This window comes from Litoribrevibacter euphylliae (genome assembly GCF_042646085.1).
GTDB classification, from domain to species: domain Bacteria; phylum Pseudomonadota; class Gammaproteobacteria; order Pseudomonadales; family Litoribrevibacteraceae; genus Litoribrevibacter; species Litoribrevibacter euphylliae.
Genome location: NZ_JBHRSZ010000002.1, coordinates 45,916 through 60,925, shown reverse-complemented (window position 1 = coordinate 60,925; position 15,010 = coordinate 45,916). Strand labels below are relative to the sequence as shown.

General features: G+C 46.5%; 16 protein-coding genes. 6 read left to right on the top strand and 10 right to left on the bottom strand.

Features of this window, described 5'->3' with window-relative positions:
* Positions 1-78: 78 nt before the first annotated feature.
* Positions 79-507 carry a GFA family protein gene (locus ACFOEK_RS02035; protein ID WP_386715423.1) on the top strand — a complete coding sequence of 143 codons (429 nt, stop codon included), beginning with the start codon at positions 79-81 and terminating at the stop codon, positions 505-507.
* 80 nt (positions 508-587) lie between these two features.
* Positions 588-1,085, top strand: coding sequence for a DUF523 domain-containing protein (locus tag ACFOEK_RS02030; protein ID WP_386715420.1), 498 nt, complete (start codon positions 588-590; stop codon positions 1,083-1,085).
* 189 nt (positions 1,086-1,274) lie between these two features.
* Here ACFOEK_RS02030 and ACFOEK_RS02025 read toward each other — a convergent pair whose 3' ends face one another.
* The 9 genes from ACFOEK_RS02025 to ACFOEK_RS01985 all read right to left on the bottom strand — a co-directional run bounded on the left by ACFOEK_RS02025 (position 1,275) and on the right by ACFOEK_RS01985 (position 11,544).
* Positions 1,275-2,234: a hypothetical protein gene (locus ACFOEK_RS02025; protein WP_386715417.1), complete on the bottom strand. Its 960-nt coding sequence runs from the start codon at positions 2,232-2,234 to the stop codon at positions 1,275-1,277.
* A gap of 16 nt (positions 2,235-2,250) precedes the next feature.
* Positions 2,251-3,132: a metal ABC transporter permease gene (locus ACFOEK_RS02020; RefSeq protein ID WP_386715414.1), complete on the bottom strand. Its 882-nt coding sequence runs from the start codon at positions 3,130-3,132 to the stop codon at positions 2,251-2,253.
* Positions 3,133-3,190: 58 nt separating this feature from the next.
* Complete coding sequence (locus ACFOEK_RS02015; RefSeq protein WP_386715411.1) at positions 3,191-3,976, bottom strand: metal ABC transporter ATP-binding protein; 786 nt, start codon at positions 3,974-3,976, stop codon at positions 3,191-3,193.
* 17 nt (positions 3,977-3,993) lie between these two features.
* Positions 3,994-4,890: a metal ABC transporter solute-binding protein, Zn/Mn family gene (locus ACFOEK_RS02010; RefSeq protein ID WP_386715409.1), complete on the bottom strand. Its 897-nt coding sequence runs from the start codon at positions 4,888-4,890 to the stop codon at positions 3,994-3,996.
* A gap of 9 nt (positions 4,891-4,899) precedes the next feature.
* Positions 4,900-5,559: a hypothetical protein gene (locus ACFOEK_RS02005; protein WP_386715408.1), complete on the bottom strand. Its 660-nt coding sequence runs from the start codon at positions 5,557-5,559 to the stop codon at positions 4,900-4,902.
* Between the two features lie 16 nt (positions 5,560-5,575).
* Positions 5,576-5,911, bottom strand: a complete 336-nt coding sequence (locus ACFOEK_RS02000; protein WP_386715405.1) for a hypothetical protein — start codon at positions 5,909-5,911, stop codon at positions 5,576-5,578.
* Between the two features lie 106 nt (positions 5,912-6,017).
* The gene (locus ACFOEK_RS01995) at positions 6,018-7,796 is read right to left on the bottom strand and encodes a PepSY-associated TM helix domain-containing protein (RefSeq protein ID WP_386715402.1); all 1,779 of its coding nucleotides are present in this window, start codon (positions 7,794-7,796) and stop codon (positions 6,018-6,020) included.
* Between the two features lie 310 nt (positions 7,797-8,106).
* Positions 8,107-10,272, bottom strand: a complete 2,166-nt coding sequence (locus tag ACFOEK_RS01990) for a 3-hydroxyacyl-CoA dehydrogenase NAD-binding domain-containing protein (RefSeq protein ID WP_386715399.1) — start codon at positions 10,270-10,272, stop codon at positions 8,107-8,109.
* Positions 10,273-10,311: 39 nt separating this feature from the next.
* The gene (locus ACFOEK_RS01985) at positions 10,312-11,544 is read right to left on the bottom strand and encodes an acetyl-CoA C-acetyltransferase (RefSeq protein ID WP_386715396.1); all 1,233 of its coding nucleotides are present in this window, start codon (positions 11,542-11,544) and stop codon (positions 10,312-10,314) included.
* 295 nt (positions 11,545-11,839) lie between these two features.
* Here ACFOEK_RS01985 and ACFOEK_RS01980 point away from each other — a divergent pair, with 295 nt between their 5' ends.
* The 3 genes from ACFOEK_RS01980 to ACFOEK_RS01970 all read left to right on the top strand — a co-directional run bounded on the left by ACFOEK_RS01980 (position 11,840) and on the right by ACFOEK_RS01970 (position 13,534).
* Positions 11,840-12,094 (top strand): hypothetical protein, encoded by a 255-nt coding sequence (locus tag ACFOEK_RS01980; protein WP_386715394.1) that lies wholly within the window; start codon positions 11,840-11,842, stop codon positions 12,092-12,094.
* Between the two features lie 49 nt (positions 12,095-12,143).
* Positions 12,144-12,638 carry a hypothetical protein gene (locus ACFOEK_RS01975; RefSeq protein ID WP_386715391.1) on the top strand — a complete coding sequence of 165 codons (495 nt, stop codon included), beginning with the start codon at positions 12,144-12,146 and terminating at the stop codon, positions 12,636-12,638.
* A gap of 125 nt (positions 12,639-12,763) precedes the next feature.
* Positions 12,764-13,534, top strand: coding sequence for a ribonuclease H1 domain-containing protein (locus ACFOEK_RS01970; protein ID WP_386715388.1), 771 nt, complete (start codon positions 12,764-12,766; stop codon positions 13,532-13,534).
* 8 nt (positions 13,535-13,542) lie between these two features.
* Here ACFOEK_RS01970 and ACFOEK_RS01965 read toward each other — a convergent pair whose 3' ends face one another.
* Positions 13,543-13,830 (bottom strand): hypothetical protein, encoded by a 288-nt coding sequence (locus ACFOEK_RS01965; RefSeq protein ID WP_386715385.1) that lies wholly within the window; start codon positions 13,828-13,830, stop codon positions 13,543-13,545.
* A 201-nt stretch (positions 13,831-14,031) separates the two neighbouring features.
* On the opposite strand from ACFOEK_RS01965, the gene cas1f reads away from it, so the two are divergent.
* Positions 14,032-14,994 (top strand): type I-F CRISPR-associated endonuclease Cas1f, encoded by a 963-nt coding sequence (gene cas1f, locus ACFOEK_RS01960; RefSeq protein ID WP_386715382.1) that lies wholly within the window; start codon positions 14,032-14,034, stop codon positions 14,992-14,994.
* The last annotated feature ends 16 nt before the right edge of the window (positions 14,995-15,010 follow it).

The following is a 15,010-nucleotide window of genomic DNA, read 5'->3' as shown; positions in this document are numbered from 1 at the left end:
TCGGATAAAAGCCTATGGAAGTAGTTAGGATTTAGTTTAGTCTTTTACGCTTATTGCGAACGTCAAGGAGGAATTCAAATGTCTGAAACAATGGAAATGCACGGTCACTGTCTGTGTGGCAATGTCTCTCTAACAACCCAAATGAAACCACAAGTGGGCGTATGCCATTGCAGCATGTGTCGTCGCTGGGGTGGAGGTCCGTTCTTCGCTACCGATGGTATTCCTAACCTAAAATTCGAAGGCCAAGAACACATCACCGCGTACAACTCTTCGGAATGGGGTGAACGTGCCTTTTGTAAGCACTGTGGCACGCACTTGTATTATCGAGTGAAACAAAGCAACGAATACATAGTGCCTGCTGGCTTCTTTGATGATGAATCGAAGTTTGAGTTTAAACAGCAAATTTTCATTGATCGTAAACCAGAGTTTTATCACTTTGGGAACGAAACCCACAATATGACCGAAGCCGAGTTCATCGCTATGGTGACCGGCGGCTCTAACGGTTGATTGACCATTAGTTCATTGCAGTAGTAATAATCGAAGTCTGTCCTTGGGTATCCCAAGGACAGGATTATTGGAGAAGTCACTTGGAAAAAGTACTGGTCAGTGCCTGCTTTCTTGGCAATCCGGTTCGATATAATGGAACGGATCTTAACGTTGCTGAAAAGGTAGATACTCAAGCTCAGGCGATTTTAGATACTTGGGCTAAAGAGGGGCGAATTGTGAGTATTTGCCCAGAAGTGTCCGGCGGATTACCTACGCCAAGACCCCCCGCTGAACTTCAACTTGATGGACGAGTTGTTGATGATACCGGTGAGGACGTATCGTCTGAGTTCCTCAAAGGTGCAGAAAACGCCTTGGCTCTGTGTGAACGTTTCAATATCAAAGTTGCGGTGTTAACCGAATCCAGCCCAAGCTGTGGCAGTACGCTTGTTTATGATGGCCATTTCTCAAACACAAAAATCCCCGGACAGGGCATTACGGCCAAATTGCTTTCTGAACATGGGATTAAGGTGTTTAGTCAGTTTTCGCTGGAAGAGGCGAAAGCGTTGATTGAAGCGCTAGATGCTGGACGGGAGATGTAAGACGTTAGAGAGCGTTAGCTAGCGGTATCGAAACAATTCGTGCTGATGGTGCTGAAAAATTTGGTATCACCTAGGAAGATGCTGCAAAAGTTTCCAGCGTCTCCCGTCTCCCGTCCAGCGAGCTAAGCCAACAGCGCATTCGTCTCTGCTAATGCCGGGCATCTTCAGAGGCTCTTTAGTTTTTCACTATCAAATCGTATTAAGACTTTTCAAGGTATTAGCCCAGCGCTCGGAAAAAGAGCCAGGTTTCACTTTGCCAAAATCATCAATGCTCCAAACCTTGATGTGTGAAGGAAGGGTTCGGTAGCTTTTATGAGAGGTCTTTCGGCTGGTGATTAGGAGCGTCGGGAAGTCCCCCTGTTTGGCTTCTTCCAAGGATACGTCAGGTAGAAGCGTTGCGGCTAATAATTCATTCAGCTCTGGTTTGTCGGTCGTTACTTGCATAAACCCCTGATCCATTAAGGTTTGATCTAAGGCGACCTGAAACTCACGCAACGATGTGTTGATATTGGCTTGGTTCAGATTGATGGTGCTGATGAGCGTATCTCGGGTTTCAGGCGAGTAGGGCATCTGGTTGATTAACGCTTTTAGATCCCGGCTTAAAATGCCCACCATGATTAATGCGTTTGATGGGTTTAACCAGAAGTAACTGGGTGTTTGCGCTTCAAGGGAGTTGTCTTGCTGAGTGATGGCGACACGCTCCCCACCAGGAACCAAGGCGTGTGCCAGGTCGATTGGTACGACCTGAATGTTCTGCAAACGAAATGATGGGTAAGCATCCAGTTCAGACCACACAGACGAAATCCCTGCCACCGCATCTACTTCCGGAAAGGCATTATGATCCTGTTTCTTCAACCAGCCAGGAATACGTTTGATGCTGTAACGCTGAGAAGGTAAATAAACCAGTTCTATTTCCGTATTCTCGGTCAGTGATTGAGTGATGCTCTCGACCACTGGGGTAATGGTAGCTATTTTCAGCACGACCTGTTGTTTGGCTTGCTGATGTTCTGCTTCAACCGAGTTTGCTGGTTGAGGCTGTTGAGTCAGGCTTTGACAGCCCGAAGATAACAAGGCAGTGGCCATGATTGTCGCTGCGAATGTAGGTTTTAGCGCAGGAACTAGAGTAGAAAGCAACCATCGTTTATTCATAAATCCTTCCATAACGTTAAGCTGTTTGTCCTCTGAATTGACGTACTAGCAGACATATCAGGAACCAACCACAAGCAAATAAGGTGATCGCCGGGCCAGCAGAGACAGGCCATTGGCCGTACATAGGAATCAGAACACCTAGCACCGAGGCACTGCTGGAAAATAATACCGACAAGATCAACAGTTGTTTGATATTGGTAGCTACTAAACGGGCACTGGCGGCGGGAATCAACAACAGGGCGCCTACTAAAACGGCACCAATAATTTTTACTGAAGCAACGGTAATCAGCGCGATTAAGATCACAAATGCGTAATCGTGGGCGCGGGTATTAATTCTCTGGCTATGAGCGACTTCCGGTGAAATCGCGACCAAATAGGCGTGGTTTCCGTATTGATAACTTAGCAATGCAACGATTAGGCAGATAATGGCCAGCATGATTAAATCGCTGGTACTGGCGACTAAGATCGAGCCAAACATCACCTGTTCAATTAAGTGCGCATTGACGTGTTTAGCGACATAAAGCAGTAGGGCTGCTCCCATTGCCAGAGCAAAGGAGAGAAATACACCAATTAAGGCATCGTAAGGAATGGTTGAGCGACCTTTAATCCATTGCAACAACAACGCGAAGAAAATGGAGAAGGTGAATAGGCTAATTAACGGAGACTCGACCGGCTCTCCTAATAAAATACCGATACTCACACCGGTCAATACGCTGTGGCCAACTGCTTCAGAAAGAAATGCAAGACGCTTTACCACCACCAACGTGCCCAGTAAGCCCAAGAGAGGGCCAATCATCAAACTGGCCAAGAGCGCATTAATTAGAAACTCGTAACCAAACATCTCAGGTAACCAACCTTGGTTAACCCATTGATTAAAACTGTCGTAAACAAAATTCATAGTGTTATTAACCAAACATTTATGGTGATTCTTCTAGTAATCAAAAAGTACAGAGCGATCAGCTGGTAATCAGCGGATGATTCGCTGTTTGACTCATTGAAGGTGACAGCTCGATGCCTTGCTTTTCCTGGTTGGAGCTGGCTGCTTGCTCAAAGAATTCAGTCGCGCTCTGTTTAAGTTTGAGTGAGCTGTCAATCCAATACACCTGATCGCAATGGTTTTTTACGATGTTCCAATCGTGCTCAACCATGACGATGGTGCCTCCGGCCTGATGGAACTTACTAAGTAGGGACAGCGTTTCCTGTTGCCCTGTTTTGTCGAGCCCGGTCATGGGCTCATCCAGAATTAACAGACTTGGGTTTTGTAGCATGGCAGTCGTTAGCATGAGTCGCTGACGTTCGCCGCCAGACAGATCTCCGATGCGGCGATCCAATTTATCTTTTAACTGGATGTGTTCCAATGCGGTTTCGACGGTCTTGGGCAGTTTTCGTTTGAACCAGATCGGTCGGGAAGACAAAGACATCAAGAGATAATCACGCACTGAAATAGGCAAACTGGCATCAAACGGCATCAATTGAGGAATATAACCGATGTTGCCACGTTTTGACTTAGCGCCTGTTAATGCCTCTTTCGGCCAGTTAACTTTGATTGAGCCGCTGTGTGGCGTCAGGCCAAGAATGGTTTTCAGTAGCGTACTTTTGCCACCCCCATTTGGCCCGAGCACTGCGTGCCACTGGCCGGATTCAAATTCACAGTGAATGGCATCCAGTAAGCGTTGACTGCCTATGGTTAAGGAAACATTGTCTAAGGTAAGGCTTGGGCCTGAGATGAGAGAAGGGATCATTTGCTTGGCTCTCCTGACTAATTACTGGCCGCGTATTGAACGGCTTTAACCAAGGTTTCCAAATTGTGGCTCATGTCCTCCACCACTAACTCGGGGCGGTACTGGCCATACGTCATATGAGAAAAGTGGAACAGTTGAGTATTGGTTTCACGTTCAATCACATCCACGTATTGGTTTGCCATATTCAACTCGGTGAAAAGAATTTGAACATTCGCATCACGGATTTTGTCGATGGTCGATTGCAACTGAGAGGCGTTTGGAGAAACCCCATGAGCTGGTTCAATAACGGCGGATACCGTCATGCCAAACTCCTGAAGCAGATAACCATAAGCGTTATGGGTACTGGCAATACGGACATGGGATAAATCCAGTTGAGCCAACTGTTGTTGCGCTTTGGTTTTTAATACTCTGAGTTCACGCGCGTACTTTAATGCGTTTCTTTGAAAGAACTTGCCATTTTCCGGGTCTAATTTAGCCAGTTCACGGGCAATGGTGTAAATCTGGCGAATGGCCGCATCAACCGCTACAAAGGTGTGTGGGTTAAATTTAGTGCCTTGAGGGTTACCGATTAACGGAACGGCATTATTAGATTGGATAACTGTAAGATCAGGTAGATTGAGTTTTTTGATGACTTCAATCGCGAATTCATCATGACCAATCCCGTTCACCACAATGGCGTCCATGGCTTTTAAACGGCTTAAATCTGCAGGTGACAACTTGTACGAATGAGGGTTAAAACCCGCTTCAATAAGAGGGGTTACGGTGGCTTTATCCCCTACGATGTTTTTTACATAACTGTAGTAAGGGTGAAGGGTGATGCCGATATTGAGCTGTTTCGCATAAGAAGATGAAGAGAGTGACAGCAACAACATCAACGGAATCAGAAAGAGTTTATCAAACGCAAGGTGTTTCACGGGGTGTCCTTAGTGTTGTTCAGTCATAAGAGAAAATACATGCCACGGTTCTGCATCGCTTTGCGAATGGCACTCAGAGTTTGCGGTATTTTCAAAGACCGACTTAAATTCAGTGGATTCTAAGAAACGCCAGCTGGTGTAATAAGGCTGAACAGATTGTTCAGTGCTAGATGCTTGGTTATGGTCATGACCATGCGTTGCTGAAGTTAAGTTGGCAGGGCTTTGTTTGAACGACAACTGCAGTTGAAAATACTTTTCGGGAAATTGGTTGTCATCTTTGTTTAATTGGCCAAACCCGATAAAGCAATTCGGTTTCTGAAACCACTCTAGCTCAGCCATCGAAGCCAACTGAATCTGGCTGAAAGGGGCTATTCCCATATCTTGCAAACTTTGCAAGCTGGGCTGAGTGCCTTCCAGCTCCTTAAGCAATAAAATTTCTTCAGCCGCATTACTCAATGAGGTGAGCTGCTGTCGTATTTCGTTGGGAATTTTAACCCGTTCAGTATTTTTAGACGGGTATAGCCAGTGCAATAAAATAACGGCCAACGAGAACATAAGACACAAGGTCAGAAAAACAAATCTATTTTCCAGTTTCCCATTCCAGGGGGTAACTTCTTCAACGCATACTGCTGAAGAAGTCGGTGATGCTTGGGTGTTGCGGTCGCTCATGTAGTATCTCGTTCAGTTACTCGATGATGTCTTCGTCAGAGATTTCTAAGACGTGACCAGGCCCTGCATCCATAATCACAAAGAACGCGCCTTCCGGACGATCAAACTGATACATGGCTTTATCATCGGTGTGACCTTGAGATAAGACTTCATCGTCTTCTGAAAAGACTTCCATTACCACATTCGGAGCTTTTGAACGGTCGGAGAAACCGGCTTCGCAAAGCACGACTTCACTCTCGGTTTGCTGATCAGTGGTGTACTGGCAATCTAAAAGCGGGTAGTGGCCATAACTTACGCTGCTGACGGTCAACATCGTGATTAAAGTTGCTAGTGTTTTGATGGTGGGTTTCATAGTGCATCCCTTTAGCAAATTTGTGTTTGTCTCTTATCAAAAAGGGCACACCAGAACGTTGGCGTGCCTTTTTACATAGGTGTTGGGATTCTTGCTCGGTGTTTGGTTAACTGTCCGTTTTATTGAAAGTTCGTAGATCCACGGTTTCTTTGCCGTCTGGCATAAGCGGCCAGGATGCTTGATAAAAATTGCCATCCCAGTCTTCAATAGTGACCCAGAGCTTAGCGTTATCTTTCAGTTTTTTAGGAACCGGTAAGTTGGCATTTTGATTACCCACAGTCCCATGCACCACTGAACCCGGAGCTCGCATAGTACGCGGCTTACGTGTCTTCATGTACATGAACTTAATCGCGGACGGATCACCTTCTTTGATGAACACGTTGATGGTGGTTGAGCGGCCTGGTTGAATAGGGTCGAGGTCTTTTTCAAGCAAACCTAAGGTGGCGTTCATGGACAGTGTCCAGTTACCGATGGTCTTGGTGTTGTATTGATAGCCTGAGCCTGACGTACCTTCCGACTGCAGCTTAAAGCCAATACTGATACCGATCAGAATGACAGCGATGAATAACCAGTTCAGGTATTTGAAGGCACCCATAGGGCCGCCCCAAGGACGCATCACAAACCAGCTTCTTTTGGCTGTTCGTTTAAAGCCTTGCTTTGGTAGCAATTTCTGAGTGGCAGATTTTGTGCGCTTATAGAAAATAATCATGCCGGAGATAGCTAAAAACGACATGGCAAACCCAAATACGCACCAAACCAGCTTAACCAGGAAATCACCGATGCCATCATAACCCCAGGTACCGTAATGAAGGGGGATCATGGACCAATCAACGCGACTGATAGCAGGGTAGTCTTCCGCCAGACGTTTACCAATGATTTCACCTGTATACGGGTGAACGTAGTAGCTGCTGCTCCACTTAGACACTAATAAGTCATGCTTAGTACCGCGTACAGTATATGCCTGGCCATTGTGTTGTGGTGGGTTCAACAGGTGCGGAACGAAGTCAGGATCGTGTTCTTTGACTGCTTCAACAATCTCTTTCGAACTTAGTGGCGTTGGAATTCCTGACCCCAGTTTTTCAAGATCTTGCTGTGTTAATTGAGGCTCAATAACACGGTCTGGCAGGAACTGAGGGGCAAGATCGTAACGAACCAGTGGGTTTTGATAGAACCACCAGCTCCCAGATACCCCGATAATTAACACAAACCATAGTGACCATAGGCCAATCAGTTTATGTAAGTCGCCTAAGAACACTCGTAGATTGCGATTGGTACGAGGCATCTTAAAAAATTCACGCCAGAATTTCCGGTAACTTAGCAGGCCGGAGATCAAACCGATTAAACAAAGCACGCCAAAAACGTTTACTAAAGCGCGACCAATCAGTGGCATGAACAGGTTTTTATGAAGGATAGAGAAGAACTCGCCAACCGTTAGGAAGTTAGTGACACCCTGTACCTCACCGGTGTAAGGGTCAATCCACACTTTTTTGAAGCCGCCTTCAGGAAGCGTCATCAAGGCTTGAGCTGCGGAGTATTCACGATCATTGGCCGTAATATAGTTGCTTAAACCAACATCCGGCATTGCGGCCTTAAGTTTGTCGAAGACTTCCCCTTCGTTCAATTTCTCTCCGACAGGAGAGACGCGAACTTCACTGTAAAACAGCCAGTCGATTTCTTCTGCAAATACGGCAATGGCACCAGTGATAAGCACAATACTGAACAGCAGAGACAGTTTAAGACCGATGAAACTGTGCACCAGAAATGCGGCTCGGTGCGTCGTCATCTTCTTCTTTCTGCGCTTGGCTTTTGTCTTCGTTTTCGGCGTGTCTGTTACAGGCCGGTCAATAACGTCAGTATCTAATACAGCGTTAGCCTCACTACTCACGTTACGCTCCTTTTGAATAGATTTTTGTTGTAGGCAGATTGCTAAGGAGCGCAATAATAATCTATATGAGAAGTATTATCATTACAAAAATTGACTGGCGGGCGTAAGAATTGGTATTGACAATTGGAAAGAGTAGGGAAGGCGTTTTGATGAACAGTGAGATGTATTGTAAGCAGGAACCATTCAGATAAAGCAATTCGCTTTTTGAGATACGTGTTTTTTGCGTGTTGAGTTTCGAGAAATAATTCGTGCTGATGGCGTGACGGGAAACACTATAAACTTACAGCGTCTCCCGTATACGGTCTCCCGTCTAAACTAACGGCTCATCCGTTTCTGCCAGTTTCACTAAAGAGGCGGGTGGCTCAAAGCGTTCACCGAAGCGTTTAGTCAATTCACGCGCACGTTCCGTAAATTTACGAGTGCCCACGTGGTTGATGAACTGCAATGCACCACCCATGGCGGGTGAGAAGCCTAAACCAAAGATCGAACCAATATTGCCGTCGGCGATGTTGGTCAGTACGTTTTCATCCAGGCAGCGCAGGGTTTCGATGGCTTGGATGTACAGCAAACGATCCTGAATGTCTTGATTTGAAATCTCCGCATCGCCCTGCTCTTTGTAGAAATGCGCTTTCAAACCAGGCCATAGGTGTTTATTGCCTTTTTCCGGATAATCGTAGAAACCGGCACCAGAGGCACGACCTTTACGATCAAACTCATTTACCATCTGATCAACCACATAGAAGCCAGGGTGATCCAATGAAATGATGTCGTCACCCTCACCGGCTTCCATATCTGCTTTGGCTTGGTTACGGATGTGCTGCATCAGCGTCAATGTTACTTCGTCAGTCACAGTTAATGGCCCAACCGGCATACCGGCTTTGGTGGCTTCCATATCGATTCGACGAGGATTTACGCCTTCACCGACCAGCGCAGCGCCTTCGGTCACATAGGTCGCGAATACACGAGACGTGAAGAAGCCACGGCTGTCATTCACTACAATCGGTGTCTTCTTGATTTGCTGAACAAAGTCGAAAGCGTGAGCCAGCGTTTCATCACTGGTTTGTTCGCCTTTGATGATTTCTACCAACGGCATTTTATCGACTGGTGAGAAGAAGTGCAGACCCACAAACTTAGTCGGGTCGCCAACCGCTTCAGCCAATCCAGTGATTGGTAACGTAGAGGTATTTGAAGAAATAATGGTGCCTTCTGGTAACACGCTTTCCGCTTCTTGAGTCACCTTGGCTTTCAGCCCACGATCTTCGAATACCGCTTCAATGATTAAATCGCAGCCCGCAAAGTCATTATGATCTGCGGTTGCTGTGATGCGGTTAAGAATCTCTTGCTTCTGTTCTTCGGTCTTACGCTTACGAGACACTTGTTTGGTCAGAAGCTTGTCAGAGTAGGCTTTGCCTTTGTCCGCTGCTTCTTGAGAAACGTCTTTCAACACGACCTCTAAACCACGAATGGCCGAAGAGTAGGCGATGCCTGCACCCATCATGCCTGCACCGATAACGCCGACTTTCTTGAAGGTGGTTTTCTCGATGCCTTGAGGGCGAGACTTACCAGCGTTCACGTCATTTAATTGGAAGAAGAAAGTGCCGATCATGTTCTTGGCAACTTGGCCTTTCGCTAACTGTGTGAAGTAGCGGCTTTCGATCGTACACGCCGTTTCAAAGTCTACGAGAGCGCCTTCCGCAGCGGCTGCCACAATGGCTTCCGGGGCTGGATAACAGCCTTTGGTTTTGTCGGTCACCATCGACGGTGCGATGGCAAGCATCTGTGCGGTTTTAGGGTTGTTGGCATTGCCACCAGGGATTTTATAGCCTTTCACGTCGAACGGTTGTTGGCTCTTAGGGTTGGCCTTGATCCACGCTTTGGCTTTACTGATCATCTCGTCAATGGAATCTGCGGTGTCCTGGATTAATCCCATTTTTAATGCCGCAGACGGGCGTAGTTTCTTGCCTTCAATCAACAGTGGGAAAGCTTTCTCAAGACCCAGCATGCGCACCGTACGAGCGATACCGCCCCCGCCAGGTAATAAACCTAAGGTCACTTCCGGTAAGCCCAGTTGGATGCGTTCATCGGCCAGACAGATTCGATGATGACAAGCCAGTGCGATTTCCCAACCGCCGCCTAGCGCAGCGCCATTAATGGCTGCGACTACAGGTTTGCCCAGAGTTTCGATGGCACGTAATTGACGTTTTAAGCCTTCAACCATGTTATGGAATTCAGGGGCATTTTCCTCAGTCACTTGAATCAGCTCGTTCAAATCACCACCGGCAAAGAAGGTCTTTTTCGCCGAGGTTAGGATGATGCCTGCAATCTTATCTTGCTCGTTAAGCAGACGCTCAACGGTTTCATCCATTGCTGCGCGGTAAGCGGCATTCATGGTGTTGGCGGATTGGCCTGGCATGTCCATGGTTAAGGTGACGATGTTATCTCCGTCGATCTCATAACGGATAGCTTCAGTTGTCATAATTGTTTCTCCCAAAATAGCGCTTTAATCGTCACTCAATTAATTTGATGATTTATCTGCAACGGCAACATTTTCTACGATGGTTGCGATACCCATACCACCACCAACGCACAGCGTGCATAGGCCGTAGCGAAGGTTACGACGTTCCAGTTCATCCAACACTGTGCCCAGAATGATGGCACCTGTTGCACCCAGCGGGTGACCCATAGCAATTGAACCACCGTTTACGTTCACTTTTTCATCCGGTACGCCCAAGTCTTTTTGGAATTTCATCACCACAGAAGCAAAGGCTTCGTTCACTTCAAACAGATCAATTTGATCTACTGTCATACCTGCTTTTTCAAGCACTTTAACCGTAGCCGGGGTAGGGCCAGTCAGCATGATGGTTGGGTCGGTCGATGTGACGGCTGTTGCGACGATACGGCCGCGAGCAGTTAAGCCCAGTTCTTTCCCTTTGGCTTCATTGCCCATCAGGATGGCGGTTGCACCATCAACAATGCCGGATGAATTCCCCGGTGTATGAACGTGATTGATTTCTTCCAAGAAGGAGTACTTACGAAGGGCCGTGGAGTCAAAGCCCATCTGGCCCATCATTGCGAAAGACGGTTTTAAGTTAGCGAAAGCTTCCAATGACGCATCCGGGCGAACCAACTCGTCTTTTTCCAGAAGAACCACACCGTTTTGATCTTTCACCGGCACAACGGATTTATCAAAGGCGCCTGCTGCCCAGGCAGCTGCTGCTTTCTTTTGAGAATTCAGTGCGAAGGCGTCGACGTCTTCACGGCTGAACCCTTCAATGGTGGCAATGGTATCGGCACCTATGCCTTGTGGAACGAAGTAGGTATCGAAGCTGGTTTGGGGGTCCATCGCCATCGGACCACCGTCTGACCCCATAGGTACGCGGGACATCACTTCCACACCGCCTGCAACCACCAGATCTTCCCAACCGGATGCGATTTTCTGAGCCGCTAGGTTTACGGCTTCCAAGCCCGACGCACAGAAACGGTTGATTTGAACGCCAGCAGGACGCTCAGACCAGTCTGCCATTAATGCCGCTGTTTTCGCGATGTTGGCTCCTTGCTCGCCAACCGGTGTTACACAGCCAAGTACGATGTCGTCTACTTGATCGGTGTCCAGATTATTTCTGTCTTTGAGTGCATTCAGAACGCTTGCCATTAAAGAGACAGGTTTCATGGAATAGAGTGCGCCACCTTTCTTGCCTTTTCCGCGAGGAGTTCGCACCGCATCAAAAATATAAACAGACTCGGTCATAGCCGTTCCTTATTCGAATTGTGAGTCTTTGAGGATGTTGAATAGATTAAGACGCTCCATAGAAATTTCATCGGATAACGTTCATGGTTCAACAGCCCGAGTGTGAAACAGAGTAGCCCAGACTGTGCGCGAGTAAAAATGGCGTGGGCGCTCGACTTGGTTGGCGAGAGTGATCATCTGTCCCTTTGTCGGATTGCACCTGCTTACCCGTCTGAGCTACCTAGCTGAACACGTGATCTGTGCTTACACTTACTTTCACTATCTGCGTTTGAATGCGTATTAGAGGTGAAGTCTCATGAATAAAATGGTTTCATTAGTGGCTCTGATTTGTGTTTCAATGAGCGCTACCGCGTTGGATTTCGGTAAACTATCTGATTCGGTGGATTCTAAAAAGGCGGTTCAATCCGTTGATCAAAAGAAATTGCAAGAGTCGGTTTCTGAAGACGGAGTTGATACTAAAAAAGCTTACGAATCAGTGGATAAAACAAAAGCCGTTCAAGCTGTAGACTATAAAAAAGCGAAATCGGCATTTGATGATCCAAACAAATAATTCAGAATAAATCGATAATTATACGAAGAGAAAACTAAGGGACTAGTCAATGTTGTTAAAACGTATGATGACCGCAGGGATAATAATAGCGGCAGGCAGTTTTGTTTCAGTAAATGCAATGGCGGCTTCTTATGGCTGTAAAGATGATAAGGGGAAACTCTATATCAGCAATGTGCCTTGTGAAAATGAATTACTCAAAAAGAACAAGCGAAAAGGCTTGTCTACGGAAGAGTTTAATCATATCTATAAGGTTCAAACGTCATTGACGGATATCAGCAAAAAGAGACGCAAAGCCTATATCGACGAAACCGGTGATTATGCAGTGGAAGGCTGTTTCTCAACCGGCTCGAAACTGCATGAACAGGGCTCAGCCCTGACGTACCGCGGCTACCGTTTTTTGTGTTTGAAACATCATAAAGGCACCATTGCACGATATAATCTTTACTCTGAAGATTTGCTCAAGCAATGCCGTGTGAGTTCTGCTAACCGCTTCTGTAAAAACTTAACTGAAAGCAGTAAGCAAGAACTTCTAAGTCAGCTTTAGTTGTTGGCTTTCAACAGCTCGAATGGAAGCTCGACCCGGCAACGACAAGGTTAACCATCGTCGTTGCCTCAATAACTCCCCAACCTAATTTCACTCGCTAATAATCCAAAACGAGGTTTCTCTGGATGGCATCCAAGTTTTATGTGGTCTGGAAGGGCCGAAAGCCAGGTATTTACACTGATTGGAACAGCTGCAAAGCGCAGGTTGATCAATTTCCTGGCGCCCGATACAAATCCTTCAAAACAAAAGGCGAAGCGGAAGCCGCCTACAAAGGAGGATCTTCTGTGTCTTCGTCATCATCCAGCGCAAAGAAACCCGCTGGAAATAGTCATAAATCCTCAGTGAAAACCTATTCTGCCCAAGAAGTTGAAGCTGTGGCGGCTCATACCAAGATCTTTACCGATGGCGGCTGTGAGCCCAACCCAGGTGAGGCAGGGTCAGGCATTGCAGTCTATCGAGCCAACCAAATCGCTGAATTGTGGTATGGCTTGTACAACCCCATGGGCACCAACAACACTGCTGAACTCAATGCCTTACATCAAGCCTTGATCATGGCAGAGCAAGAAGTAGCACAAGAACACAGTGTCGCCATCTTCTGCGATTCCAAATACTCCATTCAATGCATCACCCAATGGGCTCCGGGCTGGAAAGCCAAAGGCTGGAAGAAATCCGGTGGCGAGATCAAAAACCTCGAACTCATTCAAACCATCTATGCGCTCTATTTAACCCTCAAAGACAAAATTCAAATCCTTCATGTAAACGGCCATGTGGGGGTTGAAGGCAATGAACTGGCTGACCGCATGTCGATTCTGGCGATGGAATCCAAGGTGCGTGAGTTTGTGCAGTATCAGAATGAAATTGATGTTGGTGAGATCTTAAAGATGAGGGCGGGGTAGGGGATTCCCTAATAGGGAGCCGCCCACCAAGTCGGTTGGAAGATAACAACGGGCATAAGTGCTAATGCAACAACCCAATAAACAATCGCCATTACTCGATTCTTGTAATTTCTGAATGATACCCACCACAACAGCGCAGTCACCAAAAGTACGGCTAGGTACATATAAATGCCGTACACACCAATGCTGTGGCCAGACAATATAAACTTCTGAAAAATAAACGTTAAATAGGCTTTAGTTACGAGAATTGACGCTATGGAAACAATGCATAGCGTTAGGGCTGATGCCTTTCTCATGATTTCCCTTTCCCTAGAAAAAAGCTGTTAAAGGCTCACAAAAACACATGTAAGTAGATTTTAAAAGCCAGGTCTTGATTTAGCACAGAGTAATTTAAGTCGGTTACTATGTAGTATGTACAAGCCAATCGAGTATGGTAGTGTTGATTAAGTTCACACGGAATTGTGAGCCTCTAAGAACAATACTAAAAGGATTTTCTGATGGATCAGCTGACTGATCTCAAAGCCATTCTTCATTCCCATCGCGCCAATCTTTACTACCTGGAGCACTGTCGGGTAATGCAGAAAGATGGCCGTGTTTTGTATCTCACCGAAGCCACCAAACAAAACCTCTATTACAACATCCCCATTGCTAATACCACGGTCATTCTACTTGGCACCGGAACCTCCATTACTCAGGCTGCGATGAGAATGCTGGCACAAGCGGGTGTATTGGTCGGCTTTTGTGGTGGCGGCGGAACACCGCTTCTTATGGCGACAGAAATTGAATGGATGACACCGCAAAGTGAGTATCGACCCACTCAGTATCTGCAAGGCTGGTTAAGCTTTTGGTTCGATGAAAAAGAACGCTTTGCGGCAGGAGTACACATTCAACAGGCCCGAATTGAATACTTACAAATGGTGTGGAGTAAAGATCGTGACCTGAAAAACGAAGGTTTCTGTTTGGAAGACTCTGATCTCCAAAGCGCGTTGATTCGTTATCAAGATCGCCTGGGGGCTGCCACGAAACATGCTGACCTCCTACTAACAGAAGCTGAGCTTACCAAATCACTTTATAAATACATCGTTAATACCATCGACTTTGGTGATTTCAAACGTCAGCGTGAAAGCACTGACAAAGCCAACGTTTTCTTGAACCACGGGAATTACTTAGCTTACGGTTTAGCCGCAACCACACTCTGGGTGTTGGGTATTCCTCATGGCTTTGCGGTTATGCACGGAAAAACCCGACGCGGTGCCTTGGTCTTCGATATTGCCGATCTGATTAAAGATGCCATTGTTCTGCCTTGGGCCTTCATCTGTGCTAAAGAAAACGCCACAGAACAAGAATTCCGGCAGCAATGCTTATTGGCTTTTACTCAACATAAATCCCTCGAATACATGTTCGATCAAGTTAAAGAGTTGGCTTTGCTGGGCGAGCCAGAAGAGGATGTTGTGTTATGACTAATTGTAAGTATTT